Annotated in this window: 29 protein-coding genes; 7 read left to right on the plus strand and 22 right to left on the minus strand. The window is 72.1% G+C overall.

All coding sequences use genetic code 11. From position 1 onward, the window contains the following. The gene (fabG, locus tag BKA05_RS08955) at positions 1–726 is read right to left on the minus strand and encodes a 3-oxoacyl-ACP reductase FabG (RefSeq protein ID WP_179531129.1); all 726 of its coding nucleotides are present in this window, start codon (positions 724–726) and stop codon (positions 1–3) included. Between the two features lie 97 nt (positions 727–823). Then, the gene (locus BKA05_RS08960; RefSeq protein WP_179531130.1) at positions 824–1036 is read right to left on the minus strand and encodes a dodecin; all 213 of its coding nucleotides are present in this window, start codon (positions 1034–1036) and stop codon (positions 824–826) included. Between the two features lie 79 nt (positions 1037–1115). On the opposite strand from BKA05_RS08960, the gene BKA05_RS08965 reads away from it, so the two are divergent. Together BKA05_RS08965 and BKA05_RS08970 are read left to right on the plus strand one after the other, a co-directional pair. Further along, positions 1116–1460: a DUF3099 domain-containing protein gene (locus BKA05_RS08965; RefSeq protein WP_179531131.1), complete on the plus strand. Its 345-nt coding sequence runs from the start codon at positions 1116–1118 to the stop codon at positions 1458–1460. After that, positions 1461–1682, plus strand: a complete 222-nt coding sequence (locus tag BKA05_RS08970; RefSeq protein ID WP_343045582.1) for an acetone carboxylase — start codon at positions 1461–1463, stop codon at positions 1680–1682. A 94-nt stretch (positions 1683–1776) separates the two neighbouring features. Here the strand turns inward: BKA05_RS08970 and moaA are convergent, their stop codons facing one another. Continuing rightward, entirely contained in the window at positions 1777–2775 is a 999-nt protein-coding gene (gene moaA / locus BKA05_RS08975; RefSeq protein ID WP_179531132.1) for a GTP 3',8-cyclase MoaA, read from the minus strand. A 57-nt stretch (positions 2776–2832) separates the two neighbouring features. Between moaA and BKA05_RS08980 the strand changes: the two genes are divergently transcribed. Then, positions 2833–3618 (plus strand): SURF1 family cytochrome oxidase biogenesis protein, encoded by a 786-nt coding sequence (locus tag BKA05_RS08980; protein WP_179531133.1) that lies wholly within the window; start codon positions 2833–2835, stop codon positions 3616–3618. Positions 3619–3625: 7 nt separating this feature from the next. Here the strand turns inward: BKA05_RS08980 and BKA05_RS08985 are convergent, their stop codons facing one another. The 3 genes from BKA05_RS08985 to BKA05_RS08995 are packed head-to-tail and all read right to left on the minus strand — an operon-like array spanning position 3626 to position 8034. Beyond that, positions 3626–5503: an ABC transporter ATP-binding protein gene (locus BKA05_RS08985; protein ID WP_218842773.1), complete on the minus strand. Its 1878-nt coding sequence runs from the start codon at positions 5501–5503 to the stop codon at positions 3626–3628. A 60-nt stretch (positions 5504–5563) separates the two neighbouring features. After that, complete coding sequence (locus tag BKA05_RS08990; RefSeq protein WP_179531134.1) at positions 5564–6376, minus strand: enoyl-CoA hydratase/isomerase family protein; 813 nt, start codon at positions 6374–6376, stop codon at positions 5564–5566. A 59-nt stretch (positions 6377–6435) separates the two neighbouring features. Further along, on the minus strand, positions 6436–8034 hold the full coding sequence (locus BKA05_RS08995) for an ABC-F family ATP-binding cassette domain-containing protein (RefSeq protein ID WP_179531135.1): 1599 nt from the start codon (positions 8032–8034) through the stop codon (positions 6436–6438). A 75-nt stretch (positions 8035–8109) separates the two neighbouring features. On the opposite strand from BKA05_RS08995, the gene ypfJ reads away from it, so the two are divergent. Beyond that, positions 8110–9018 carry a KPN_02809 family neutral zinc metallopeptidase gene (ypfJ, locus tag BKA05_RS09000; RefSeq protein WP_179531136.1) on the plus strand — a complete coding sequence of 303 codons (909 nt, stop codon included), beginning with the start codon at positions 8110–8112 and terminating at the stop codon, positions 9016–9018. Positions 9019–9134: 116 nt separating this feature from the next. Here ypfJ and BKA05_RS09005 read toward each other — a convergent pair whose 3' ends face one another. The 15 genes from BKA05_RS09005 to BKA05_RS09075 all read right to left on the minus strand — a co-directional run bounded on the left by BKA05_RS09005 (position 9135) and on the right by BKA05_RS09075 (position 21247). Beyond that, positions 9135–9995 carry a phosphotransferase gene (locus BKA05_RS09005; protein WP_246289778.1) on the minus strand — a complete coding sequence of 287 codons (861 nt, stop codon included), beginning with the start codon at positions 9993–9995 and terminating at the stop codon, positions 9135–9137. A gap of 58 nt (positions 9996–10053) precedes the next feature. Then, positions 10054–11637 carry an ABC transporter permease gene (locus BKA05_RS09010; RefSeq protein ID WP_179531138.1) on the minus strand — a complete coding sequence of 528 codons (1584 nt, stop codon included), beginning with the start codon at positions 11635–11637 and terminating at the stop codon, positions 10054–10056. Beyond that, positions 11630–12523 (minus strand): ATP-binding cassette domain-containing protein, encoded by an 894-nt coding sequence (locus BKA05_RS09015; RefSeq protein WP_179531139.1) that lies wholly within the window; start codon positions 12521–12523, stop codon positions 11630–11632. The genes BKA05_RS09010 and BKA05_RS09015 overlap by 8 nt, the downstream gene beginning before the upstream one ends. 10 nt (positions 12524–12533) lie before the next feature. After that, the gene (locus BKA05_RS09020; RefSeq protein WP_179531140.1) at positions 12534–13211 is read right to left on the minus strand and encodes an acVLRF1 family peptidyl-tRNA hydrolase; all 678 of its coding nucleotides are present in this window, start codon (positions 13209–13211) and stop codon (positions 12534–12536) included. Between the two features lies 1 nt (position 13212). Next, positions 13213–13584 (minus strand): ASCH domain-containing protein, encoded by a 372-nt coding sequence (locus BKA05_RS09025; RefSeq protein ID WP_179531141.1) that lies wholly within the window; start codon positions 13582–13584, stop codon positions 13213–13215. Positions 13585–13722: 138 nt separating this feature from the next. Next, positions 13723–14103, minus strand: coding sequence for a metal-sulfur cluster assembly factor (locus tag BKA05_RS09030; protein WP_179531142.1), 381 nt, complete (start codon positions 14101–14103; stop codon positions 13723–13725). Next, complete coding sequence (gene sufU, locus BKA05_RS09035) at positions 14096–14578, minus strand: Fe-S cluster assembly sulfur transfer protein SufU (RefSeq protein WP_179531143.1); 483 nt, start codon at positions 14576–14578, stop codon at positions 14096–14098. Before sufU ends, BKA05_RS09030 begins: the two co-directional genes overlap by 8 nt. After that, the gene (locus BKA05_RS09040; protein ID WP_179531144.1) at positions 14578–15843 is read right to left on the minus strand and encodes a cysteine desulfurase; all 1266 of its coding nucleotides are present in this window, start codon (positions 15841–15843) and stop codon (positions 14578–14580) included. Before BKA05_RS09040 ends, sufU begins: the two co-directional genes overlap by 1 nt. Before the next feature lie 92 nt (positions 15844–15935). Then, positions 15936–16694 (minus strand): Fe-S cluster assembly ATPase SufC, encoded by a 759-nt coding sequence (sufC, locus tag BKA05_RS09045; RefSeq protein WP_179531145.1) that lies wholly within the window; start codon positions 16692–16694, stop codon positions 15936–15938. Further along, positions 16691–17038 carry a non-heme iron oxygenase ferredoxin subunit gene (locus tag BKA05_RS09050; RefSeq protein WP_179531146.1) on the minus strand — a complete coding sequence of 116 codons (348 nt, stop codon included), beginning with the start codon at positions 17036–17038 and terminating at the stop codon, positions 16691–16693. The genes sufC and BKA05_RS09050 overlap by 4 nt, the downstream gene beginning before the upstream one ends. Further along, positions 17038–18213, minus strand: a complete 1176-nt coding sequence (sufD, locus tag BKA05_RS09055) for a Fe-S cluster assembly protein SufD (RefSeq protein WP_415836600.1) — start codon at positions 18211–18213, stop codon at positions 17038–17040. Before sufD ends, BKA05_RS09050 begins: the two co-directional genes overlap by 1 nt. 53 nt (positions 18214–18266) lie before the next feature. Next, the gene (sufB, locus tag BKA05_RS09060) at positions 18267–19685 is read right to left on the minus strand and encodes a Fe-S cluster assembly protein SufB (RefSeq protein WP_179531147.1); all 1419 of its coding nucleotides are present in this window, start codon (positions 19683–19685) and stop codon (positions 18267–18269) included. After that, positions 19682–20389 (minus strand): helix-turn-helix domain-containing protein, encoded by a 708-nt coding sequence (locus BKA05_RS09065; RefSeq protein WP_179531148.1) that lies wholly within the window; start codon positions 20387–20389, stop codon positions 19682–19684. The genes sufB and BKA05_RS09065 overlap by 4 nt, the downstream gene beginning before the upstream one ends. A 77-nt stretch (positions 20390–20466) precedes the next feature. Next, positions 20467–20886, minus strand: a complete 420-nt coding sequence (locus tag BKA05_RS09070) for a hypothetical protein (RefSeq protein WP_179531149.1) — start codon at positions 20884–20886, stop codon at positions 20467–20469. Continuing rightward, entirely contained in the window at positions 20879–21247 is a 369-nt protein-coding gene (locus BKA05_RS09075) for a hypothetical protein (RefSeq protein WP_179531150.1), read from the minus strand. The genes BKA05_RS09070 and BKA05_RS09075 overlap by 8 nt, the downstream gene beginning before the upstream one ends. 56 nt (positions 21248–21303) lie before the next feature. Between BKA05_RS09075 and BKA05_RS09080 the strand changes: the two genes are divergently transcribed. The 3 genes from BKA05_RS09080 to BKA05_RS09090 are packed head-to-tail and all read left to right on the plus strand — an operon-like array spanning position 21304 to position 23884. Further along, positions 21304–22248, plus strand: a complete 945-nt coding sequence (locus BKA05_RS09080) for an ABC transporter ATP-binding protein (protein ID WP_343045584.1) — start codon at positions 21304–21306, stop codon at positions 22246–22248. Then, positions 22245–23021, plus strand: a complete 777-nt coding sequence (locus tag BKA05_RS09085; protein ID WP_179531151.1) for an ABC transporter permease — start codon at positions 22245–22247, stop codon at positions 23019–23021. Before BKA05_RS09080 ends, BKA05_RS09085 begins: the two co-directional genes overlap by 4 nt. Positions 23022–23023: 2 nt before the next feature. After that, positions 23024–23884 (plus strand): COX15/CtaA family protein, encoded by an 861-nt coding sequence (locus BKA05_RS09090; protein ID WP_179531152.1) that lies wholly within the window; start codon positions 23024–23026, stop codon positions 23882–23884. Positions 23885–23925: 41 nt separating this feature from the next. On the opposite strand, the gene BKA05_RS09095 is transcribed toward BKA05_RS09090, so the two are convergent. Beyond that, positions 23926–24879, minus strand: coding sequence for a heme o synthase (locus BKA05_RS09095; protein WP_179531153.1), 954 nt, complete (start codon positions 24877–24879; stop codon positions 23926–23928). Between the last annotated feature and the right edge of the window lie 36 nt (positions 24880–24915).

The following is a 24915-nucleotide window of genomic DNA, read 5'->3' on the forward strand; positions in this document are numbered from 1 at the left end:
TCAGTGCCCCATTCCCAGTCCACCGTCGACGGGGATCACGGCCCCGGTGACGTACGTCGCGCCGGGGCCGGTCAGCCACAGCACCGTGCTCGCGACCTCCTCGCAGGTGCCGTACCGCTGGAGCGGCACCTGCGACTTGATCGTGTCCTTCTGCTCGTCGCTGAGCACCGCGGTCATGTCGGTCTCGATGAAGCCCGGCGCCACGACGTTCGCGGTGATCGACCGGGAGCCCAGCTCCCGGGCGATGGAGCGGGCCATGCCCACCAACCCGGCCTTGGAGGCGGCGTAGTTGACCTGTCCGGCGGAGCCGAGCATCCCCACCACCGAGGAGATCAGGACGATCCGGCCTCGGCGCAGCCGCAGCATCCCCTTCGAGGCCCGCTTGGCGAGCCGGAAGGAGCCGGTGAGGTTGGTGTCGAGCACCGAGGACCAGTCGTCCTCGCTCATCCGCAGCAGCAGGGTGTCGGCGGTGATGCCGGCGTTGGCCACCAGGACCTCGACCGGGCCGTGCGCGGCCTCGATCTGTGCGAAGGCCGCCTCGACCGCCTCGGGGTCGGTGACGTCGCAGCGCACTTCCAGAGCGCCCTCGGGCGCGCCGCCGCTGCGCGTGGTCACGGCGACCTTGTCACCCTGGGCGAGGAAGGCCTCGGCGATGGCACGGCCGATGCCGCGGTTGCCTCCGGTCACGAGGACCGAACGGGGCTCGGGAACTGGTACGTCGCTCACGCGGATCGACGCTAGTGATTACCGAGGGGTACCCGAAATGAGCGTCCCAGCAGGCGTGCCCGAGCCTCGCCCGGGCACCCGTGGAGGGTGGTGGGGGTCAGTCGTCCTCGAGGCGGAAACCGATCTTCAGGCCCACCTGGAAGTGCTCGACGCTGCCGTCCTTGACCTGCCCGCGCACCTGGGTCATCTCGAACCAGTCGACGTGGCGCAGGGTCTGGGCGGCACGCTCGATCCCGTTGCGGATGGCCTGGTCGATCCCGTCCGGGGACGTGCCGACGATCTCGGTGATGCGGTAGGTGCGGTTCGTCACGGGCCGACCCTACTCCCGCGCGAGCCAGCTCACCCGCCGAGCCCTCCGGTCCTCACCGACCCCCACGTAGGATCGAGCCATGGCACGCCAGCGCGGCGACCGCGAGGACGCGGTCCGGATCACCTCGGCGGCGCCCAGCCCGGCCGAGGACCTCCGCCGGCGCCAGCGTCGCTACCTGCTCTCGATGAGCCTGCGTTCGGCCTGCTTCGTCGGTGCCGTGATCGCCGGGCTGGCCGGGGTCGACTGGCTGTGGCCCATCCTCATCGCCGGGGCGCTGGTCCTGCCCTACATCGCGGTCGTGCTCGCCAACGTGCAGGCCGCCCGCATGGAGGACTACGACCTCCGCGACGCCACCTTCACCCACCGGGCCCTCGGCGGCTCGGACTCCCCCCAGCGCCCCCTCGGCGCGTCCTCGGAGCGCTGAGTGGGCGCCCTGGACGAGCCGGACCTCTGCTCCGGCAAGGGCTGTCGCGCGGCGGCCACGCACGCGCTGCTGTGGAACAACCCCAAGATCCACACGCCCGAGCGTCGCAAGGCGTGGCTCGCCTGCCCCGACCACCTCGAGTCCCTGCGGTCGTTCCTGGGGTCCCGCGGTTTCATCCGCGACGTCGTGGAGCACGAGAAGGGCGCCGACCACACCGTCTGAGCGCCCTCGGGTGCTTCGCCTCGACCTGCTTCGTCCGCCGAGCCGGCGTATCAATACGCCGGTTCGACCCGCGCTGAGGTCGGTCGGGTGCGGCTCAGCCGCCGATGGCCGACATCGGCCGGGTGGGTTGGAGGAACGTCTCGTCGTCGATGCCGTGACCGGCGGCCTTGCCGCGCATGGCCACGACCCAGCGGTCGGCGAGCTCCTCGTCGGTGGCGCCCGCGCGCATGGCGGTGCGCAGATCGGACTCCTCCCGGGCGAACAGGCAGTTGCGCACCTGGCCGTCCGCGGTCAGCCGGACCCGGTCGCAGTCGCCGCAGAAGGGCCGGGTCACCGAGGCGATGACTCCGACCGTGCCGGGTCCGCCGTCGACGGTGAACAGCTCAGCGGGGGCGCTGCCCCGGGGCTCGGCCGCCGGCGTGAGCACGAACTCACGCTCCAGCAGCGCGAAGATCTCGTCGGCGGTGACCATGGCCTCGCGGTGCCAGCCGTGCTGGGCGTCCAGCGGCATCTGCTCGATGAAGCGCAGGTGGTAGTCGTGCTCGAGGCACCAGCGCAGCAGCTCGCCGGCCTGGTCGTCGTTGACGCCCCGCAGGAGCACGGCGTTGACCTTGACCGGCCCCAGCCCGGCGGCCTGGGCGGCCGCGAGACCGTCGACGACGTCGGAGAGGCGGTCACGCCGGGTGATGGTGTGGAAGGTGTCGGCACGCACCGTGTCGAGGCTGACGTTGACCCGGTCCAGCCCAGCCTCGGCCAGCGCCGTGGCCGTCTTCGCCAGGCCGAGCGCGTTGGTGGTCGCGGAGAGGTTGAGGTGCTCGCCGAGCTCCCGGGTGCGGCGTACGACGTCGACCAGGCCGCGCCGCACGAGCGGCTCTCCCCCGGTGAAGCGCACCTCGTCGACCCCGAGGTGCTCCACTGCGATGCCGATCAGCCGGACGACCTCGTCGTCGGTGAGCACCTGCTCGCTCGGCAGCCAGTCCAGGCCCTCGGCGGGCATGCAGTAGCTGCAGCGCAGGTTGCACCGGTCCGTCAGCGAGACCCGCAGGTCCGTCGCGACGCGACCGAAGCGGTCGGCGAGGGGGCGGGTGACCATGGTCGCAAGCATACGGCCGGTGCCTGAGCGTTCCCGGGGGCTCGCTAGCCTCGGGACGTGCGTTCGTTCGGCTTCCTGCTGTCGCGGCGGTGGCTGCTCTTCGCCCTCGCCGTCGCACTGCTGTCCTGGGGCGCCTGGTGGCTGGGCGAGTGGCAGTTCGACCGGCTCGAGCAGCGCAAGGACGACAACGCGATCATCCGCGCCAACGAGACCCAGGATCCGGCGGCCGTCGAGGACGTCCTGGCTCCGGGCCGGGAGGTCCGCGAGGAGGACGAGTGGCGGGTGGTCACCGCCACCGGCGAGTACGCCGTCGAGGACACCGTCATCGTCCGCTACCGCACCCGCGAGGGCATCGCCGGCGTCGACGTGGTCGTGCCGCTCGTGACGGACTCCGGCACGTCGCTGCTCGTCGACCGCGGCTGGCTGCGCACGCCGAACGCCGGCACCGCCGAGCCCGACGACGTGCCGGACCCGCCCGCGGGGACCGTGACGGTCTCCGGCTACGTCCGCGCGGACGGCAGCGGCGACAGCACCACCGTGAGCGACCGCTCCACCCGTGCGATCGACAGCGACAGGGTCGGGGCGGCCCTTGACCGGGAGGTCTACGGCGGGTTCGTCGAGCTGCGCTCGGAGGACCCCGCCCCGGCCACGGCCCTGGAGCCCGTCGAGCTGCCCGAGCTCGACAACGGGCCGCACTTCTTCTACGGCCTGCAGTGGTGGTTCTTCGGCGTGCTGGCCGTCTTCGGCTTCGGCTACCTCGCCTACGACGAGCGCCGCCGCGGGCCCCGTGGCCAGCGCCCGCGGCGTACCGACCGCGCGCCGCAGGCCACGGCCGCCCCCTGAGCGCCGGTCAGGGCAGGGCGTCGGTGGTGTCGTCGAGGAACTGGGTGCGGTGCAGGTCGGCGTACAGCCCCCCGCGGGCCAGCAGCTCGGCGTGCGTGCCCCGCTCGGTGATGCTCCCGTCCTCCAGGACCAGGATCAGGTCGGCGTTGCGGACCGTCGAGAGCCGGTGGGCGATGACCAGCGAGGTACGCCCCTGCAGGGCTGCGTCGAGCGCGCGCTGCACCGCGGCCTCGGACTCCGAGTCCAGGTGGGCCGTGGCCTCGTCGAGCACCACGATGCTCGGCGACTTCAGCAGCAGCCGGGCGATCGCCAGGCGCTGACGCTCACCGCCGGAGAGCCGGTAGCCCCGGTCCCCCACCACAGTGTCCAGCCCCTCGGGCAACCGGCGCACGAGCGCGGCGACCTGCGCGGCCTCCAGGGCATGCCAGATCTCGGTGTCGTCGGCACCGGGCCGCGCGTAGAGCATGTTGGCGCGGATGGTGTCGTGGAACATGTGCGCGTCCTGCGTCACGTAGCCCACGACGTCCTCGAGCGACTGCAGCGTCACGTCGCGGACGTCGACGCCGCCGACCCGCACAGCGCCGCCGGTGACGTCGTAGAGCCGTGCCACGAGGTGGGTGATCGTCGTCTTGCCGGCTCCGGAGGGCCCGACCAGTGCCACCATCTGCCCCGGCTCGGCGCTGAAGGAGACATCGCGCAGGACCGGACCGCTCGGGCTGGAGACGTCGGGCCGCTGGACGCCCTCCAAGGAGGGCAGCGAGACCTCGTCCGCACCGGGATAGGTGAAGTCGACGCCGTCGAGCTCGAGCCGGCCGGCGGTGCGCGGCAGCTCGACGGCACCGTCCTTCTCCTGCACCAGCGACGGCAGGTCGAGCACCTCGAAGACCCGCTCGAAGCTCACGAGCGCGGTCATCACGTCGATGCGCACGTTGGAGAGCCCCTGCAGCGGCCCGAGGAGCCGCAGCAGCAGCGTCGCGAGCGCCAGCAGGGTGCCGACCGAGAGAGTGCCGGAGATGGCGAGCTGTCCGCCGACGCCGTACACGAGCGCGGTGGCGAGCGCGGGGACCGCCAGCATGGCCGCCCCGAAGACGCGCGTGGTGAGGGTGATGCGAATGCCGAGGTCGCGCACGCGGGCGGCCTTGGTCGCGAAGGAGCCGTCCTCCTCGTCGCGACGGCCGAAGAGCTTCAGCAGCAGCGCGCCACCCACGTTGAAGCGCTCGGTCATCATCGTGGCCAGGTCGGCGTTGCCGTCCATCTGCTGGCGCGTCAGGCCCGCGAGGCGGGTGCTGACCCACTTCGAGGCGATCATCAGCAGCGGGAAGAGGCCCAGGCACAGCAGGGTGACCCGCCAGCTCAGCGCCAGCATGGTGATGCCGACGACCAGCACCGCCACCGCGTTCGAGACGGTGGTGGCCAGCGTGCTGGTGAACGCGCGCTGGGCGCCGATGACGTCGTTGTTGAGGCGACTCACCAGCGCACCGGTCTGGGTGCGGGTGAAGAAGGCCATCGACTGGCGCTGCACGTGCCCGAAGACCTGGGTGCGCAGGTCGTAGATCAAACCCTCGCCGATCCGTGCGGACAGCCAGGCCAGCAGGATGCTCATCACGGCGGTGAACACCGCCAGCCCGGCCATCGCCAGGGCCAGCCAGCCGACCAGCGAGCGGTCCCCGTCGAGGATCCCGTCGTCGACGATGCGTTGGATCAACAGGGGTGAGGCGACCACCAGGCTGGCGTCGAGGACGGTGAGGACCAAGAAGACCGAGATCGTCCGGCGGTGGGGTACGGCGAAGCCGAGGACGCGCCGGAGGGTCGCCCGGCCCACGCGGCGGTCGAGCGCGCTGCGGTCCGAGCGCAGGTGGCGCCAGGCGGCACCGGCGTTCATCATCCCCGACACGTGTCCTCCTGGTGCTGCTCGGCGTGCCGGCGGGTCATGGGTGCCCCCGGCTCAGCCCTGGGCGAGGGCGCGGAAGCGCCGGCCCTGGGCCTCGCGCTCGAGACGACGCTGCTCCTCCAGCGGCACGGCGGCCGCCGACAGCATCAGTGCCTTGGTCTCACGGACCGCGCCGGGCGCCGCCGAGGTCAGTGCCTGCACCAGGCCCGCGACGGTCTCGTCGAGCGCGTCGGTGGGCACCACCTCGAGCGCCAGCCCGATCCGCAGGGCCTCCGCCGCGCCGACCATCCTGGCCGACACGCAGATCTCGAGTGCTCGTGCGTACCCAACCGCCTCGACCAGCGGCTTTGTTCCCGTGAGGTCCGGGACGAGGCCGAGCGCGGACTCCTTCATGCACAGCTGGGCGTCCTCGGCCAGCACCCGCAGGTCGCAGGAGAGGGCGAGCTGGAAGCCCGCTCCCACGGCGTAGCCGCGGACCGCCGCGACCGACAGGATGCGCGGGTCGCGCAGCCAGGTGAAACCCCGCTGGTAGTCGTCGATGACCGCCGACATCGCGGCGTCGTCGAGCGCGAGCAGCTCGGCGACGGTCTCGACGCCCTCGCCGGCGCCCGCCGGGTCGAGCATGGCGCGGTCGAGGCCGGCGGAGAAGGTGCTGCCGGCACCACGCACCACGACCACGCGCACCGTCTCGTCGGCGAGCAGCGCCTCCCCCACGGCGGCGAGCATCCGCCACATCGTCGGGGTCTGGGCGTTGCGCACCTCGGGCCGGTCCAGCACCAGCGTGGCCACCGGTCCCTCCACGGAGAGGCCGAGCCCGGCCGCGGCCAGCTCCCGGTCGTCGGGACGGGTCACGGCGCCAGAGGTCATGGCGGGAGTCTAGGAACCCCCTGGGTGGTGCCGGGGCACCGGTCGGCCGGAGCGGTGGCTCAGGCCAGGGACACGAGGTCGGCGTACCCGTCGTTCCAGAGGTCCTCGTCGCCGTCGGGGAGCAGCAGCACCCGGTCGGGCTCGAGGGCGTGCACGGCGCCCTCGTCGTGGGTCACCAGGATGATCGCGCCCTCGTACGAGCGGATCGCCGCGAGCACCTCCTCGCGGGAGGCGGGGTCGAGGTTGTTGGTGGGCTCGTCGAGCAGCAGCACGTTGGCACTGGAGACGACGAGGCTGGCCAGCGCCAGGCGGGTCTTCTCGCCGCCCGAGAGCACCTTGGCCGGCTTGTGCGCGTCGTCGCCGGAGAACAGGAAGGAGCCGAGCACGCTGCGGGCCTCCGTGTCGGTGAGCTGCGGGGCCGCGGACTGCATGTTCTCCAGCACCGTGCGCGAGGTGTCGAGCGTCTCGTGCTCCTGGGCGTAGTAGCCGACCTTGAGGCCGTGGCCGGGCACGACCATGCCGGTGTCGGGCTGGTCGACGCCCGCGAGGATCCGCAGCATCGTGGTCTTGCCGGCGCCGTTGAGCCCGAGGATGACCACCCGGGAGCCCTTGTCGATGGCCAGGTCGACGCCGGTGAAGACCTCCAGGGATCCGTAGGACTTCGACAGCTCACGGGCGGTCAGCGGCGTCTTGCCGCAGGCCGCCGGCTTGGGGAAGGCGATCCGGGCGACCTTGTCGGAGGCCCGCTCGCCCTCGACGCCCTCGAGCATCTTCTCGGCGCGCTTGAGCATCGACTGGGCGGCCTGGGCCTTGGAGGCCTTGGCCCGCATCTTGTTGGCCTGGTCGGTGAGCGTCTTGGCCTTGTTCTCGGCGTTCATCCGCTCGCGGCGTCGGCGGACCTCGTCGGTCTCGCGCTGCTGGAGGTAGTGCTTCCAGCCCATGTTGTAGACGTCGATGACCGAGCGGTTGGCGTCGAGGTGCATCACCTTGTTGACGGTGGCCGCGAGCAGGTCGTTGTCGTGGCTGATGATGATGAAGCCGCCGGAGTGCGCCTTGAGGAAGTCGCGCAGCCAGATGATGGAGTCGGCGTCGAGGTGGTTGGTCGGCTCGTCGAGGATCAGGACCTCGGCGCCGGAGAAGAGGATGCGCGCGAGCTCGACCCGGCGGCGCTGGCCGCCCGAGAGCGTCTTGAGCGGCTGGTTGAGGATGCGCTCCTCGATGCCCAGGGAGGCGGCGATCGTGGCGGCCTCGGACTCCGCGGCGTACCCGCCCGCCGCGTGCATCTCGTCGTCGGCCCGCGAGTAACGGCGCATCGCCTTCTCGCGCACGGTCGGGTCGTCGGAGCCCATCTCCTCCTCGGCGCGGCGGAGCTTGGCCACGACGGCGTCCAGGCCCCGCGCCGAGAGGATGCGGTCCTTGGCGAGGACCTCGGGGTCGCCGGTCCGCGGGTCCTGCGGGAGGTAGCCGACGTCGCCGGACGTCGTGACCTGCCCGGAGGCGGGCAGCCCCTCACCGGCCAGGATCTTGGTGAGCGTGGTCTTGCCGGCGCCGTTGCGGCCCACGAGCCCGACCTTGTCGCCCGGTCCGACCCTGAAGCTGACGTCCTCCATGAGCAGTCGCGCGCCGGCTCGGACTTCCAGCTGGTGTGCGGTGATCATGGTGGTGCGATTCTAGGCTCGCGGCAGGGTCACGAGCGATTCGTCGGCCGGTTCCACGACGCCCCAGGAGGCACTGTGCGGTTCAACCCCAAGGCTCGGCTGGACACCGGTCGCACCCGCCACGCCGGTGGGGGCGGCGGTGGGGGCGGCTCCCTCGGCCGCGGCGGCTCGCTGGGCCGCGGCGGGCTTCCCGGAGGCACGCTCGGCGGCGGCTCGATCGGGGCCGTGATCGTGGCGGTGGTGATCTTCGCGGCCGTCTCCTACTTCGGCGGCGGGTCGTCGCCGTCGTACGACACCGACAGGTACGCCGCGTGCGAGTCCGGCGCCGACGCGAACTCCTCGGCCGACTGCACCCGGGTCGGGGTGGAGAACTCCCTGCACGACTACTGGACCGACGAGCTGGGCTCGCGCTACCGCCCGGTCTCGGCGCTGACGACGTTCGAGGGCTCGGTGTCCACCCGGTGCGGCAACGCGACCTCGGACGTCGGGCCGTTCTACTGCCCCGTGGACGAGGGCATCTACCTCGACTCGGGCTTCTTCGACTCCGTCCTCGAGCAGCAGCTGGGCGGACCCGACGGGGGGTTCGTGGAGGCCTACGTGCTGGCCCACGAGTACGGCCACCACGTCCAGAACGTGCTCGGCTACATGTCCCGGGTGCGCACCCAGCAGGGGCCGACGTCGGACGCGGTGCGCCTGGAGCTCCAGGCCGACTGCCTGGCCGGCATGTGGACCCGCTCCGCCACGCGCACCGAGGACGCCTCGGGCCAGGTGCTCATCAGCGAGCTCACCGACGAGGACATCCGGCTCGCGCTCGAGGCGGCCTCGGCCGTCGGCGACGACCGCATCCAGCAGCGCACCCAGGGCCAGGTCACCGAGGAGTCCTGGACCCACGGGTCGGCCGAGCAGCGGATGCGGTGGTTCCGCGTCGGCCTGGAGCGCGGCACGCTGGACGCCTGCGACACCTTCGCCGCGTCGCGGTTGTAGCGCGGGCGCCCGGGCGGCAGTTTCACCACCCGTCTAACGAAACTGCCGCCTGTCTCACGGAGTTCCGGTCGACAAGCGCCGGTTTCACCACCCGGGTGGTGAAACTGCCGCCGACCTCAGCCCGCCATCAGCCCCTCGATGAGCGGGAACTGCCGCTGCAGCGCGCGCAGGTGGGGCGCGACGGAGGGGTGGCGGAACTTGCCGGCCAGGGCGCCCTCGCCCTTGGCGACGCGGGAGAGCGCCCACTCCGCCCGCGACAGCGCGGTGTAGACCGCCACGACCCGCGCGCCGAGCGCGACCTCCTCGGCCGTCGCGGCCCCGTCGGGCAGACCCATCAGGTAGGCCTCGAGCAGCGGGTCGAACTCCTCGCGCGCCGACAGCAGGTAGTAGCCGAGGTCGCCGCCGACCGGCCCGGTGCCCAGGCACGACCAGTCGATCGCGACGACGTCGTCGCCCTCGCGACCGGGCAGGTTCGCGGGGGTCGGGTCGCCGTGCTGCAGCACCTGCGGCAGCGCGTCGAGCCGGGCCAGGTGGCTCTCCCGACGTGACCACAGGTGCTCGGCCACGTCCGCCACCGTGGTGCGGGCCAGCGTGGGCCAGCCGCCTCGACGCTCGGTACGACGCAGCCGGTCGCGCAGCTGGTCGCGCGCGAGCCAGGAGACGTCGGGCACCGGCGTACCGGCGAACCGGCCGAGCGCGTGGGCGGCGAACAGGCCGTTGACCGCCGCGTCCTCGACCCAGTCCTCGGTGATGGTGATGCCCTCGACGTCCTCCACGACGTAGCTGCGCACCGGTGGCCGGAGCCCCTGGGAGCGCGCCAGGATCCCCGAGGTGACCACGTCGGCGCCGCGCCGCCAGTAGGCGAAGTGGTGGGGGTCGGAGAGCTCGGAGGGATCGTGCTCCCCCGGCGCCGCGAGGCGCTTGACGGCGACCGGCTCGTCGCCCACGACCGCTCGCCAGACCCCGATCGTGGACATGGAGGTGCCACTCCGGAGCGGATGCCAGCCGGGCTGGGGCTGCCACATGCGATCGACGCTAGCCGATGTCGCGCCTCCAGAAGGCCAACTGACCCATGAACGACACGAGCGTCGCGACGGCCAGCAGCGCCAGGCTCACCCCGATCGAGACGTCCTCGGCCGGGATCGCGGGCAGGTGGTGGAACGGCGAGGACGCCTGCACCCACTCCGGCATCCGCAGCACCGGGCCGAGCAGCATCACCGCGACCGCACCCACCAGCGGCAGCCAGGCGAGCACCCCGAGGCGGGGCAGGACACCGTGGACGAGTCGGGCGCACGCGCTGAGCACGAGGACCGCCGGGGCGTAGGCGAGGGCCGGGCCGACGTAGTCCAGCACCGCTCCCGCCTCACCGGTGACCAGCGCGTAGCCGGTGCCCGTGCCGAGGCCACCGGCGGCCAGCACCAGCAGCACCCCGCCCACCGTCACCGCGACGTACGACGCCAGCCACCGTCTCCGGGAGACGGCCGTGGACAGCAACAGCTCGGCGTGACCCGCCTCCTCCTCGGCCCGCGGGCGCAGGGCGGAGGAGATCGCGAACCCGGAGGTGATCAGCGCCAGCATCAGCAGGGCGGTCGCGTAGAACCCGGCGACGGGGTCCGCGACGCCCTGGGTCATCAGCTCGACGGTGGTCTCGGAGTCGCCGAGGAGGTCCTCGACGTCGTCGCCGATGGTGCCGTAGGCCAGGCCGGTGAGCCCCAACCCACCGGTCCAACCCAGCACGGTGGGCCGCTGCAGCCGCCACACCAGGCCCAGCGGGCTCGACAGCACCGCTCCCGCACGGTCCGGCCCGGGGCGGGCGGCGCGCAGGCCCGCCCCGATGTCGCGCCGCTGGAGCAGCGACGCGGCGAGCTGGAGGGAGAGACCCGTCGCCCCGAGCAGCAGCAGGGCGGGCCACCAGCGCAGGCCGGAGAAGGCGTGCATGCCCTGGTACCACCCGATCGGCGAGAGCCACGTCAGCACCGGGGCGCTCACGTCGCCGACCGCCCGCAGCGCGTAGCTGGCCCCGATCACCAGGCCCGCCAGGCCGTAGCAGGTGCGTGCGCTGGCGGAGACCTGGGCGGCCACCAGGGCCGTCCCGGTGAAGCACAGCCCGACGAGCGTGAGGCCCAGGCCGAGGGCGATCGAGTCGGGCGCCGACAGCGGGTAGACCACCAGGCTCACGGCGGTCGCCGACCCGACCGCGAGGTTGGCCACCAGCGCCGCGAGGAGCGCCGCGAGGACGGGTGCGAGGCGCCCGACCGCCGCGGCGCGCACGAGCTCGTCGCGGCCGGTCTCCTCCTCGGTGCGGGTGTGTCGCATGACGATGGCCATCGACATCAGCCCGGCCGCGATCGCGCCGAAGGCGCTGGACTGCCAGGCGACCTGCCCGCCGACGGTGTCGAGGGCCCGGGCCGGCCCGGCCATCGCAATCATCGCGGTGTTGCCGCCCATGCTGGCCGCGGCGACGTCGAGCTCGTCCTGGTCGGCGTAGAGGCCGTCGATCCCCACCGCCTGGGACCAGTAGAGCGCGCTGATCCCCAGGCTCCACCACACGATCAGCCACCGGTCGCGACGCAGCGCGGCCCGCAGCAGGGTCCCGGTGCCGGCGGTGGTCTCAGGCATCCGGCCGGTCCCCGTAGTGGCGCAGGAAGAGGTCCTCCAGCGTGGGCGGCTGCGCGGTCAGGGAGCGTACGCCGGAGCGCACCAGCACCAACAGCGCGGCGTCGGTCCGCGCCGTGTCGACCTCGAAGCGCACCTTCTCGCCCTCGACGACCAGGTCGTGCACCCCGTCGAGCCCGGCCAGGTCCGGCGCGGGCCGCTCGAGCTCGGCGCTCACCGACGTGCGGGTCAGGTGCCGCAGCTCACCCAGCGTGCCCGACTCCACCACCCGGCCGTCGCGGATGATGCTCACCCGGTCGCACAGGCTCTCGACCTCGGCGAGGATGTGGCTGGAGAGCAGCACCGTGCCCCCGGCGTCACGGAACTCCCGGACGCACGCCTGGAACTCCGCCTCCATCAGCGGGTCCAGGCCCGACGTCGGCTCGTCGAGGAGCAGCAGCTCGACGTCGGCGGCCAGCGCGGCGACGAGGGCGACCTTCTGCCGGTTGCCCTTGCTGTAGGAGCGACCCCGCTTGGTGAGGTCGAGCCCGAAGCGCTGGACCAGCGCGTCGCGTCGGGCGGGGTCCAACCCGCCGCGCAGCCTGCCCAGCAGGTCGAGGCACTCGCCCCCGCTGAGGTTCGGCCAGAGACTGACGTCACCCGGGACGTAGGCCAGCCGGCGGTGCAGGGCGGCCGCGTCGCGCCACGGGTCACCGCCGAGCAGGCGGGTCTCGCCGGCATCGGCGCGCAGCAGCCCGAGCAGCACCCGGATGGCCGTCGACTTGCCGGCCCCGTTGGGCCCGAGGAACCCGTGCACCTCCCCCGCGGCCACCTCGAGGTCCAGCCCGTCGAGGGCCCGGGTGCTGCCGAAGGTCTTGACCAGGCCCCGGATCCGGATGGGAGCGTCCACGCCCGGCACGCTAGCGGCCCGCGGCGTCGTCCGCACCGGGTCGGTCCGGCCACGACGGGCCGTCGCTGTTGTGCACCTCCACCACGACCGAGCAGGCGTCGGCCACCGCCTGCTCCAGCACCGCACGGCGCGGGTCGGGCACGGGGAGGCGCCGGTCGGCGACCTCGAGCCGCCGCAGCCGGGGGTCGTCGAGCACGGCCTCGAGCGCGCCGGCGTCACCGCCGGTCACCACCGGGCCCGACAGGTCCCCCAGGAGGCGTACGGCGTGCTCGGCCGCCGCCTCGTAGGCCTGGCGTGCCTGGTTGTCCCGCCGACGGGCGAACCGCTGCTGGGACTGACCGCCCGCCTTCGTGCGCCCCTGCACGTGTCGCTGACCGACCTTGCTGGCGCTCGTGCGCGTCCCCGCGAGCCGCGCCACCGCGAAGCCGCCCTTGCGCACCAGCAGCACGCCCCAGTCGGCCGGCGGAGCCGTCCGGGCGGCGGTGGCGAACGCCCCGGCATCCGGCAGACCGGCGTACCCCGTGGCGAAGGGGAGCTCCATCCGGAAGGCCGAGCCGTCGCTCGCCGCCCCCTGCAGCCCGGCATCCAGCACGGTGAGGGCCGTCGTGCCGTGCCGGCCCTGGAAGTTCTGCACCCACCGCTCGACCCGGTCCGCCGGCACGAGCAGGGAGGTGTCGGGGGAACCCACCTCAGGAGTCCTGGTGGACGACCCGGAAGTGCTCCACGACGGACCCGCCCTGCACGTCGACGGAGGTGACCTCCAGCAGGGCGACCGGGTGCCCGCCGGCGTCGGTCAGGATGCTCAGCGACCCCGGGACGGGCAGCTCGTCGCCGTACTCCTCGACGCTGCCCTCGAGCGAGGTCCGGGCACCGGAGAGCACCTCGACGAGCATCCGCTCACCCTCCGGCTGGTCCCCGAAGGACCAGGCCGGCGGCGGGACGACCTCGAGGGTCGTCGGGCCGAAGTACGACGGCGCCACGTTGAGCCGCGCGTGGAACCGGGCGAGGTCCCAGAACGCGCGGACCGCCTCCTCGGCTGGGTCGGTCTCGGGGGCGGTCATCACGCCAGGCTAGCCGGACGGCCCTCGTGGAACACCCAGGATGTCTCGACCCGGGCGTCACGACCTCGCAGGCTCGGCCGTGGCCCTTGCTCGACCTCTTCGGGTCAGGACGTCACTCGTTCCTCGTGACGTCCTGCCTCACACGTTGAACCCGAGCGCGCGGAGCTGCTCGCGACCGTCGTCGGTGATCTTGTCCGGGCCCCACGGCGGCATCCAGACCCAGTTGATGGCGACGTCGTTGACCAGGCCCTCCAGGGCGGAGTCGGTCTGGTCCTGGATGACGTCGGTCAGCGGGCAGGCCGCGGAGGTGAGGGTCATGTCGACGACGCAGTTCGACGACTCGTCGACGTGGACCCCGTAGACCAGGCCGAGGTCGACGACGTTGATGCCGAGCTCGGGGTCCACGACGTCCTTGAGCGCCTCGGTGACCTCCTCGACCGTCACGGTCGACGCGGAGCCCGAGGGGGCCGGGACGTCCGTGGGCAGGTCGGAGTGGTCGGGGGTGTGGGTGTCAGTCATCGGTGCCTCCCTGGGCGGGGCTGGTTGCGTCGGTGGTCGAGAGCGACTGGCCGGTGGCGTCCTTCCATGCCATCCAGCCCAGCAGTGCGCACTTCACGCGCGCGGGGAACTTGGCGACGCCGGAGAAGGCGATGCCGTCCTCCAGCACCTCCTCGTCGGGCTCCACGGCGCCCTTCCCCTGCATGAGGGTGAGGAACTCCTCGTGGATGCCCATGGCCTCCTCGACCGGCTTGCCGATGACCAGGTCGGTCATCACCGAGGTCGAGGCCTGCGAGATCGAGCAGCCCACGGCGTCGTACGACACGTCGGCCACGACGCCGTCGGCCACGTGCACGCGCAGCGTGACCTCGTCGCCGCAGGTCGGGTTCACGTGGTGGACCTCGGCCGCGAAGGGCTCGCGGAGTCCCTTGTGGTGGGGGTTCTTGTAGTGGTCCAGGATGATCTCCTGGTACAGCGAGTCCAGCTCCGCCGACATCAGTCCACCTTGAAGTAGGAACGGGTGTAGTGCAGCGCCTCGACCAGTGCGTCGATCTCGCCCGGCGTCGTGTAGACGTACGACGACATCCGGGTCGAGCTCTGCACGCCGAACTTCGCGTGCGCCGGCCGGGCGCAGTGGTGCCCGGCCCGCACGGCGACACCGCGCACGTCCAGCACCTGCGCGACGTCGTGGGGGTGCACGCCGTCGAGCTCGAAGGAGATCGCTCCCCCGCGCAGCCGGGCGTCCAGCGGGCCGAGGACCTTCAGGCCCGGCACCGTGGCCATGCCGTCGAGCGCGTAGGCGGTGATGGTCTGCTCGTGACGGTGCACGGCCTCCATGTCGAGGGCGGCGAGGTAGTCCACCGCAGCGCCGAGCCCGACGGACTCGACGATCGGCGGGGTGCCGGCCTCGAACTTGTGGGGCAGCCCGGCGTAGGTCGAGCGCTCCATCGTGACGGTCTCGATCATCTCGCCACCGCCGAGGAACGGCGGCAGCTCCTCCAGCAGCTCTCGGCGACCCCACAGGACACCGATGCCGGTGGGCCCGACGACCTTGTGGCCGGTGAAGACGACCACGTCGGGCCGCTCCGCCGGCGCCATGGCGGCCAGGTCGATCGGCAGCTGCGGCGCCGCCTGCGAGGCGTCCACGACCACGATCGCGCCGACCTCGTGGGCACGGCGGGTCAGCTCGGCGACCGGGTTGATCGTGCCGAGCATGTTCGACACCCAGGTGAAGGTGACGACCTTGGTGCGCTCGGTGATCAGCTCGTCGACCTGCGAGAGGTCGAGCAGGCCGTCGTCGTCGAAGGTGAACCACCGCAGGTCCGCGCCCGTGCGCTGGGTCAGCATCTGCCACGGCACGATGTTGGAGTGGTGCTCCATCTCCGTGGTGACCACGACATCGCCCGGTCCGACCTGTCGGGGACCCGGCAGGGCAAGGGTGTTCGCGACGAGGTTGAGCGCCTCGGAGGCGTTCTTGGTGAAGATCACCTCGTCGCGCTCGGGCGCGCCGATGAACGAGGCCACCTTGTCCCGGCCGCCCTCGAACGCCTCGGTCGCCTCCGCGCCGAGCATGTGCATGGCGCGCGCGACGTTGGCGTTGTGCCGCTCGAGGTGGTCGACCATCGCATCGATCACCACCTGCGGCTTCTGCGAGGTGTTGGCGCTGTCGAGGTAGACCAGCGGCCGCCCGTCCGGGGTGGTGCGGGACAGGATCGGGAAGTCCTTGCGGACGACCTCGAGGTCAGGAAGCAGGCCTTCCATCAACGATCCCTACCTTTCTGCGAGACGGTGGTGCCGGTGAGGTGGTCTCGACGCACGCTCGGCGCTGGCGCGCCTCGCTGCTCGACCACCGCTCAGGCGTTGACCTTGAGGTAGGACTCGTAGCCCTCGGCCTCGAGCTTGTCGGCCAGCTCCGGCCCGCCGGACTCTGCGACCTTGCCGTCGACGAAGACGTGGACCTTGTCGGGCTGGATGTAGCGCAGGATGCGGGTGTAGTGGGTGATGAGCAGGACGCCCTTGCCCTCACGCTCGCGGAAGCGGTTCACGCCCTCGGAGACGACCTTGAGCGCGTCGATGTCGAGACCGGAGTCGGTCTCGTCGAGGATCGCGACCTTGGGGTCGAGCAGCTCGAGCTGGGCGATCTCGTGGCGCTTCTTCTCACCGCCGGAGAAGCCCTCGTTGACCGAGCGGGCGGAGAACGTCGAGTCCAGGTTGAGGTGCTCGAGCGCGGCGTTGACGTCCTTGACCCAGGTGCGCAGCTTGGGCGCCTCGCCGTCGATGGCGGTCTTCGCGGTGCGCAGGAAGTTCGCGACCGAGACGCCGGGGACCTCGACGGGGTACTGCATGGCCAGGAAGAGCCCCGCGCGGGCGCGCTCGTCGACCGACATCGCCAGCACGTCCTCGCCGTCGAGGGTGACCGAGCCGCCGGTGATCGTGTACTTCGGGTGGCCGGCGATGGAGTAGGCCAGGGTGGACTTGCCGGAGCCGTTGGGCCCCATGATCGCGTGGGTCTCGCCGCTGTCGATGGTCAGCGTGACGCCCTTGAGGATCTCCTTGGGTCCGTCCTCGGTGTCGACAGAGACCTGGAGGTCGGTGATCTGGAGGGTGCTCATGCGGGGGTGACTCCGTTCAGGGTGGTGGTCGTGTCGATGAAGATGTCGCCGTCTCTGACCTCGACGGGGAAGGTGGCCACCGGCTCGGTGGCGGGCAGCCCGGAGGGCTTGCCGGTGCGCAGGTCGAAGCGGGAGCCGTGCAGCCAGCACTCCACGGTGCAGTCGGCGACCTCGCCCTCGCTGAGCGAGACCGCCGCGTGGCTGCACTGGTCCTGCAGTGCGAAGACCTCGGCGTCGGGCCCGTCGCCGTCGCGTGCGACGGCGACGGAGTACTCCCCGACGACGACCGCGAGGGCCTCGTCGGCGGGGACGTCGGCCAGCGCGCAGGCGCGCTCGAAGGCCATCAGAGGACCTTGCCGGCGACGTTGCGCGCCAGCTCGTCCTCGACGGCGGCGGTGAGCTTCTCCTCCAGCTCCGGCAGACCGATCTTGCGGATGAGGTCCTGGAAGAAGCCGTGGAGCACCAGGCGGCGCGCCTCCTCGTCGGAGACGCCGCGGCTGCGCAGGTAGAACAGCTGCTCGTCGTCGAAGCGGGCCGTGGCCGAGGCGTGACCGGCCCCCTCGATCTCGCCGGTCTCGATCTCGAGGTTCGGCACCGAGTCGGCCTGGCACCCGTCGGTGAGCACGAGGTTGCGGTTCTCCTCGTAGGTCTCGATGGCTTCCGCGACCTTGCGGATCAGCACGTTGCCGATCCACACGGTGCGGGCCCGCTCACCCTGCAGCGCGCCCTTGTAGGAGACGTTGCTCTTGGTGCGAGGAGCGTTGTGGTCGACGAAGAGCCGGTGCTCGAAGTGCTGACCGGCGTCGGCGAAGTAGAGGCCCAGCAGCTCGGCCTCGCCGCCGGGACCGGCGTAGTGCACGTTGGAGCTGGTGCGCACGACGGAGCCGCCGAAGGTCACCACGATGTGGCGGTAGCGGGCGTCGCGGCCCACCACGGCCTCGTGGGTGCCGACGTGCACGGCGTCGTCGTCCCAGTCCTGCAGCGACACCACGGTGAGGTCCGCGCCGTCCCCGACCACGACCTCGACGTTGCCCGCGTGCACGCCCGAGCCGCGGTGGTCGAGCACGTAGGTGGCCCGCGAGTGGGTGCCGGCCTCGATGACCGTGTGGCGGTGCGAGCGCTTGCCCGCGACGCCGGTCAGCCGGTGGCCGATCGGCTCGGTGAGCTCGGCGTCGGCCGGGATCCGCACGTGCACGGCATCGCCGGCGTGCAGCGAGGCCAGGGCCGAGGCGCGGTCGTCGGGGACGAGCGCCTCGCCGCGCGGGGCCTGGCCGGGTGCGAGCGAGCCGACGACGTACGACGCGTCGCCGATGGTCTCCACGCTCAGCGCGCCCTCGTCGCCGGGGGCGTCATCGAGGGCGCCGGCGAGCCGCTTGAGCGGGGTGAACCGCCAGATCTCCTCACGCCCGGTGGGCATGGGGTGGTCGGCGAGGTCGAAGGAGCTCACCGGGTGCAGGTGGGACTCCACGTGGTCGGCCTCGAGGGCGGCGGCCACGCTGTCGCGGGGGTCAGCAGTCACGGTCACGTGTGGGGTGTCTTCCTAGCGTCGGGTTCGTCAGGGGGCGGGTGGCCTCAGCCGACCGCGCCCTCCATCTGCAGCTCGATGAGGCGGTTGAGCTCGAGGGCGTACTCCATCGGCAGCTCCTTGGCGATCGGCTCGACGAAGCCGCGCACGATCATCGCCATCGCCTCGTCCTCCTCCATGCCGCGCGACATGAGGTAGAAGAGCTGGTCGTCGGAGACCTTCGAGACGCTCGCCTCGTGGCCCATCGAGACGTCGTCCTCGCGGATGTCGACGTAGGGGTAGGTGTCGGAGCGGCTGATCTGGTCGACGAGCAGCGCGTCGCACAGCACGTTGGACTTCGAGCCGTGGGCGCCCTCGTTGACCTGGATCAGGCCGCGGTAGGAGGTCCGGCCACCGCCGCGGGCCACCGACTTGCTCAGGATCGAGCTCGAGGTGTGCGGGGCGGCGTGGACCATCTTGGCGCCGGCGTCCTGGTGCTGGCCCTCGCCGGCGAACGCGATCGACAGCGTCTCGCCCTTGGCGTGCTCGCCCATCAGGTAGATCGCGGGGTACTTCATCGTCACCTTCGAGCCGATGTTGCCGTCGACCCACTCCATGGTGGCGCCGGCCTCGCAGGTGGCGCGCTTGGTGACGAGGTTGTAGACGTTGTTCGACCAGTTCTGGATCGTCGTGTAGCGGCAGCGGCCGCCCTTCTTCACGATGATCTCCACGACCGCGGAGTGCAGCGAGTCCGAGCTGTAGATCGGCGCGGTGCAGCCCTCGACGTAGTGCACGTAGGCGTCCTCGTCGACGATGATCAGCGTCCGCTCGAACTGGCCCATGTTCTCGGTGTTGATCCGGAAGTAGGCCTGCAGCGGGATGTCGACGTGCACGCCCGGCGGGACGTAGATGAAGGACCCACCCGACCACACCGAGGTGTTGAGCGCGGAGAACTTGTTGTCACCGACGGGGATGACGGTGCCGAAGTACTCCTTGAAGAGCTCCGGGTGCTCCTTGAGCGCGGTGTCGGTGTCCAGGAAGAGGACGCCCTGCTCCTCGAGGTCCTCGCGGATCGAGTGGTAGACGACCTCGGACTCGTACTGCGCGGCGACGCCGGCGACGAGGCGCTGCTTCTCCGCCTCGGGGATGCCGAGCTTGTCGTAGGTGTTCTTGATGTCCTCGGGCAGGTCCTCCCAGCTGGTGGCCTGCTTCTCCGAGGAGCGCACGAAGTACTTGATGTTGTCGAAGTCGATGCCCGAGAGGTCCGAGCCCCACGTGGGCATGGGCTTGCGGTCGAAGAGCTTCAGGCCCTTCAGGCGCAGGTCGAGCATCCACTGCGGCTCGTCCTTCTTGCCGGAGATGTCCCGCACGACGGCCTCGTTGAGACCGCGCTGCGCCGCCGCGCCGGCGACGTCAGGGTCGGCCCAGCCGAACTCGTAGCGGCCGATGCCCTGGAGCTCGGGGTTGAGCTCTTCGATGGAGGTCATGAGGTGACCCGCTCCTTCTCTGTGCTGGACGTCTGGGACGTGGTGGGGAGGTCTGGGATGCAGGTGGTGCAGACACCGTCGCCGTGGGCGATGGTGGCCAGTCGCTGGACGTGGCGCCCGAGCACCCGGCTGATCGCCTGGGTCTCGGCCTCGCACAGCTGGGGGAACTCGTGGGCGACGTGGGAGACCGGGCAGTGCTGCTGGCACAGCTGCTCCCCCGCGCTCTGCCCGTTGACCACGGGCAGCTGCCGGACCCCCGCGGCGTACCCCTCGTCGGTGAAGACGCGGGCGAGCACCTGGGCCGGGGTGAGCTCGGGGTCGGCGGCTCGGGTCGCCTCGAAGCGCGCCTCGATGAAGGAGACCCGCTGCTCGGCGAAGGCACGCAACGCGCCCTCGCCACCGGTCTCGGCCAGGAACCGCAGGGCCTGGACAGCCAGGTCGTCGTACTGCTGGTCGAAGCCCTCGCGGCCGAGCTCGGTGAGCGCGAAGAGCTTGGCCGGGCGGCCGCGACCACGGCTGGCGCCGGGGCGGGGGTCCCGCGGCTCCACGGCACCCTCCTCGACCAGCTGGTCGAGGTGACGGCGCACGGCGGCCGGGGTCAGGTCGAGCTGCTCGGCCAGCGTCGCCGCGGTCGAGGGCCCGTTCACCAGGATCGACCGCGCGACACGCTGACGCGTGCTCAGGTCGTCGCGGGTGAATTCCACAACGCAAGTGTGCCGTTAATGAGAACGGCCGTTCAAGCAAGGGTCACCTAAGTGGCCCGGCGGTGCTCTCCCCCGCCTCAAGCCCGGACGTCGACCCGGTTCCCCGCCTCCGGGGCGGCGGAGGCACGCAGCCACCACAGCCCCAGGAAGGGCAGCACCAGCGGCAGGAAGCCGTACCCCTGGCCGAAGTGCGACCACACCGTCTTGTCGGGGAAGAGCCCCGTCGCGACGTAGGACAGCGTGCCGACCACGACCACGCCCACCGCCTCCACGGTCACCGCGACCAGCGCGACCCGGCGCGCGGCGCGCCCGCCGCGCAGCAGGCAGGTGGTGGCCACCAGGTAGAGCACCGCGGCCAGCAACGAGAGGCCGTAGGCCAGCGGCGCCCGACCCGCGTCGCTCCCCAGCTGCACCAGGGAGCGTCCGGTGGCCGCCACCGCGAAGACGGCGTAGACCGCGACGAGCACCCGGCCCGGGCCGGTCGACAGCTCACGCACCGGCGGCCGCCCAGAGCGCGTCGAGGCGCACCTCCATCGCCGCCACCGTGGCCAGCGACACCACCAGGGCCACGCTGCCCCAGCGGCTGCGCTCGACCAGCGCCAGCGCCGCGCCGAAGGGCGGGGCCAGCACCACGGTCACCAGGTAGGAGACGAAGGTCACTCCGTCCACGTCATGGTCGGTGGTCGCGAGTGCCACCAGCCCGCCCACCAGCTGGACGACCAGGGCGAGCAGCAGCACGCCGAGCACCACGAAGAAGCGGTCCCCCGGGGGGCTCTCGTCCCTCACGATCATCAGCACCGCCCATACCGCCGACACCGCGGTCAGGAGCAGCACGGTCACCACGAGCCAGCCAGTCACGTCCCAGAGCCTAGGGCGGGGCCGGGAGGCTCCCGGCGCCTCCCTAGACTGCGGACGTGCCAGCGCCCGACCCCGACCACGCCGTCGTGGTCGACTCCCTGGAGATGCGCTACGGCTCCAAGACCGCCGTCGACGGGCTCTCGCTCACCGTGGCCCGCGGCAGCGTGACCGCCGTGCTCGGGCCCAACGGGGCCGGGAAGACCACGACGCTGGAGACCTGCGAGGGCTACCGACGCCCGCAGCGCGGCAGCGTGCGGGTGCTGGGTCTCGATCCCCACACCGACCGACGAGCGCTGCTCCCCCGCATCGGCGTGATGCTGCAGGAGGGTGGGGCCTGGAGCGGCGTACGCGCGGAGGAGATGCTCCGGCACGCCGCCTCGCTGCACGCCGACCCGTTGCCGCACGGCCTGCTCGTGGAGCGCCTGGGCCTCGCGGCCTGCGGGCGCACGCCGTACCGGCGGCTCTCCGGCGGCCAGAAGCAGCGACTGGCGCTCGCGATGGCGATCGTGGGCCGACCCGAGCTGGTCTTCGTGGACGAGCCCACCGCCGGCATGGATCCCCAGGCCCGGCGGGACACCTGGGACCTGCTGCGCGAGATGCGTGCGGACGGGGTGAGCGTCGTGCTGACCACGCACTACATGGACGAGGCGGAGTCCCTCGCCGACACCGTGCACATCATCGACCACGGGCGGCTGATCGCCTCCGGCTCGCCGGTGGAGCTGACCCGCGGCGGCCGGGTCTCGACCATCCGCCTGGTCGTCACCCGTCCGTTCCCACCGGGCGCCCCCGAGTCGCTCACGGCCGCCCTCGGGCCGGCCACGACCGTCACCGTGCTCGACCCGCTGAGCCTGCTCGTCACCGGCCCCGCCGACGGCTCCACCCTGGCGCGCGTCTCGCGCTGGTGCGAGGAGCACGACGTGCTCCCCGAGTCGCTGAACCTCGGCACCAGGAGCCTCGAGGACGTCTTCCTCGAGCTGACCGGACGGGAGCTCACCGCATGAGCGCCGGCACATTCAACCCCGCGCCCGGGGCCGCACCCCTGTCGCGGCAGGTGGTCGCCCATGCCCGCATGGAGGCGCGGTTGATGCTGCGCAACGGCGAGCAGCTGCTGCTGGCCGTGGTCATCCCCGTCATCGTCCTGGTCGGGGCGGTGGCCGGCTCGGAGCGGGTGGGTCTCCAGCTGGACGCCTCCGCCATCGACACCTTCGCCCCCGGCGTGCTGGCGCTGGCGGTGATGTCCACCGCGTTCACCTCGCTGGCGATCGCGACCGGCTTCGAGCGCAGGTACGGCGTCATCAAGTGGCTCGGCAGCTCCCCGCTGCCCCGCGCGGGGCTGCTCGCCGGCAAGGTGCTGGCGCTGCTCCTCGTCGAGACGCTGCAGGTGCTCGTCCTCGGCGGCGTGGCCCTGGCGCTGGGCTGGGATCCGCGGGCGACGCCGGTGGCGCTGCTCTCCGCGCTGGCCGTGGCCGCCGTGGGGACCGCCGCCTTCGCCGCCCTGGGCCTGTTCGTCGCCGGGGTCCTGCGGGCGGAGGCCACCCTGGCCGCAGCCAACCTCGTCTACCTGCTCCTCATGGCCGGTGGTGCGGTGGTCCTGCCGGCCAGTGCCTACGGCGGCTTCGGCGACCTCGCGAGCTGGCTCCCGTCGGGTGCGCTCGGCGAGGGGATGCGCGCGGCCCTCCTGGACGGTGCGGCCGACGTCACGTCGATGCTGACCCTGCTCGGCTGGGCGGCCGTGGGTACGGTCCTCACCGCCCGTACCTTCACCTGGGAGTGAGCATGACCGACCCCGCCCTCCGGCACCGCCAGGCCCGCTGGGCCGGCTGGGCGTCGCTCGTGGCCAACACCGGCATCGTCGTCACCGGCGGCGCCGTGCGCCTGACCGGCTCCGGGCTGGGCTGCCCGACCTGGCCCCGGTGCACGGAGGAGGACTTCACCCCGCACGGCGCGCTGGACTTCCACTCTGCGATCGAGTTCGGCAACCGGCTGCTGACGTTCGTGCTCGTGGCCGTCGCGGTCCTGACCTTCGTCGCGGCGGTGCGCACCGGTCGACGTCACCTGGTCGGCCTCGCCGCCGTCCTGGCCGCCGGCATCCCGCTGCAGGCGGTCATCGGCGGCATCACGGTGCTGACCGACCTCAACCCCTGGATCGTCTCCCTGCACCTGCTGCTCTCGATGGCGCTGGTGGGGCTGTCCGTGCGGTTCCTGCAGGTCCTGGACCGCCCGACACCCGCGGTCGGCGGGCCCGCGACCTGGCTGGCCTGGTCCGTCTTCGCAGCCGCCTGGGTGGTGCTGTACCTGGGCACCGTCGTCACCGGCTCGGGGCCCCACGCCGGGGACGCCGAGTCCCCCCGCAACGGCCTGGACCCCCTCCAGTGGAGCCAGTTGCACGCCGATGCGGTGTTCCTCTACCTGGGCCTCACCGTGGGACTGCTGCTGTGCCTGCTCGCGGTCCGCGCGGACCGGGCCGCGGTCCGGGTGGTCGTCTTGCTCCTGGTCGCCGAGCTGGCCCAGGGCACGATCGGCTTCGTGCAGTACTTCACGGACCTGCCCGAGGTGCTCGTCGGCCTGCACATGCTCGGTGCCGCCATCCTCTCCGCGCTCACCACCGCCGCGCTGCTGCGCGTGCGACACCCCTGAGGACCGGTCCCTGGGTCCGGCCGGGCCCAGGGAGCCCGCGCTCAGGAGAACAGCGGGTCGAGCGCGACCGCGAAGAACAGCAGGCTGAGGTAGAGGTTCGAGGCGTGGAAGAGCCGCATGGGTGAGATGACGGAGAGCTCCTCGGTGCCGCGGGCACGACCCAGCATGCGGTGCGCCTCCACCAGGAACGCCGCCCCCAGCACGACGGCCGCGACGGGGTAGAACGGCCCGGTCGAGGCCACGGGCCACAGCAGCAGCGAGGTGGCGACCATCACCCACGAGTAGACGACGACCTGGCGGGACACCGCGTGCGCGGAGGCCACGACCGGCAGCATCGGGACGTCGACGTTCGCGTAGTCCTCGCGGTAGCGCAGCGCGAGCGCCCAGGTGTGCGGCGGGGTCCAGAAGAAGACGACGGCGAAGAGCACCACCGGGGTCCAGGCGAGCTCGCCGGTCACCGCGGTCCAGCCGATCAGTGCCGGGAAGCAGCCCGCGAGGCCGCCCCAGACGATGTTCTGCGTGGTGCGCCGCTTGAGCAGCATCGTGTAGACGAAGACGTAGAACGCCTCCGCGCTCACGGCCAGCAGGGCCGAGAGCGGGTTGACCCACACCAGCAGCACCACGACCGACAGCACGCCGAGCACCGCGCCGAAGACCAACGCCGCCCGTGCGCTGACGATGTGTCGTGGCAGCGCCCGTCGACGGGTGCGTCGCATCTGCTCGTCGATGTCACGGTCGTAGACGCAGTTGAACACCGACGCCGAGCCGGCGGAGAACGCGCCGCCCACCACCGTCGCGAGCACCAGCCCGAGGGGAGGCACCCCACGGTCGGCGAAGAACATCACCGGCACCGTGGTCAGCAGCAGCAGCTCGATCACGCGGGGCTTGGTGAGCCCGACGTACGCCGCGACGACGTCCTTCCAGGTGGCACGGGGGTCCTCAGCGGTCGGCTCGCGGCGCTGCGGAGCAGCGGCCTGGTGGCCGACGTGGGTCACGGACGTCCCTCGAAACTGGTGCTGGCTGGTGCGGGT

The sequence above is a fragment of the Nocardioides marinus genome, from assembly GCF_013408145.1.
Classification (GTDB): domain Bacteria; phylum Actinomycetota; class Actinomycetes; order Propionibacteriales; family Nocardioidaceae; genus Nocardioides; species Nocardioides marinus.

Bases quoted from the DNA above. Each gene is read 5' to 3' on its own strand.
- BKA05_RS08965 (WP_179531131.1), top strand. From the start codon at position 1,116: ATGGCACGCCAGCGCGGCGACCGCGAGGACGCGGTCCGGATCACCTCG.
- moaA (WP_179531132.1), bottom strand. From the start codon at position 2,775: ATGGTCACCCGCCCCCTCGCCGACCGCTTCGGTCGCGTCGCGACGGAC.
- BKA05_RS08985 (WP_218842773.1), bottom strand. From the start codon at position 5,503: ATGATGAACGCCGGTGCCGCCTGGCGCCACCTGCGCTCGGACCGCAGC.
- BKA05_RS08990 (WP_179531134.1), bottom strand. From the start codon at position 6,376: ATGACCTCTGGCGCCGTGACCCGTCCCGACGACCGGGAGCTGGCCGCG.
- BKA05_RS08995 (WP_179531135.1), bottom strand. From the start codon at position 8,034: ATGATCACCGCACACCAGCTGGAAGTCCGAGCCGGCGCGCGACTGCTC.
- BKA05_RS09005 (WP_246289778.1), bottom strand. From the start codon at position 9,995: ATGTCCACGATCGGGGTCTGGCGAGCGGTCGTGGGCGACGAGCCGGTC.
- BKA05_RS09010 (WP_179531138.1), bottom strand. From the start codon at position 11,637: ATGCCTGAGACCACCGCCGGCACCGGGACCCTGCTGCGGGCCGCGCTG.
- BKA05_RS09025 (WP_179531141.1), bottom strand. From the start codon at position 13,584: ATGACCGCCCCCGAGACCGACCCAGCCGAGGAGGCGGTCCGCGCGTTC.
- BKA05_RS09030 (WP_179531142.1), bottom strand. From the start codon at position 14,103: ATGACTGACACCCACACCCCCGACCACTCCGACCTGCCCACGGACGTC.
- sufU (WP_179531143.1), bottom strand. From the start codon at position 14,578: ATGTCGGCGGAGCTGGACTCGCTGTACCAGGAGATCATCCTGGACCAC.
- BKA05_RS09040 (WP_179531144.1), bottom strand. From the start codon at position 15,843: ATGGAAGGCCTGCTTCCTGACCTCGAGGTCGTCCGCAAGGACTTCCCG.
- sufC (WP_179531145.1), bottom strand. From the start codon at position 16,694: ATGAGCACCCTCCAGATCACCGACCTCCAGGTCTCTGTCGACACCGAG.
- BKA05_RS09050 (WP_179531146.1), bottom strand. From the start codon at position 17,038: ATGGCCTTCGAGCGCGCCTGCGCGCTGGCCGACGTCCCCGCCGACGAG.
- sufB (WP_179531147.1), bottom strand. From the start codon at position 19,685: ATGACCTCCATCGAAGAGCTCAACCCCGAGCTCCAGGGCATCGGCCGC.
- BKA05_RS09085 (WP_179531151.1), top strand. From the start codon at position 22,245: ATGAGCGCCGGCACATTCAACCCCGCGCCCGGGGCCGCACCCCTGTCG.
- BKA05_RS09090 (WP_179531152.1), top strand. From the start codon at position 23,024: ATGACCGACCCCGCCCTCCGGCACCGCCAGGCCCGCTGGGCCGGCTGG.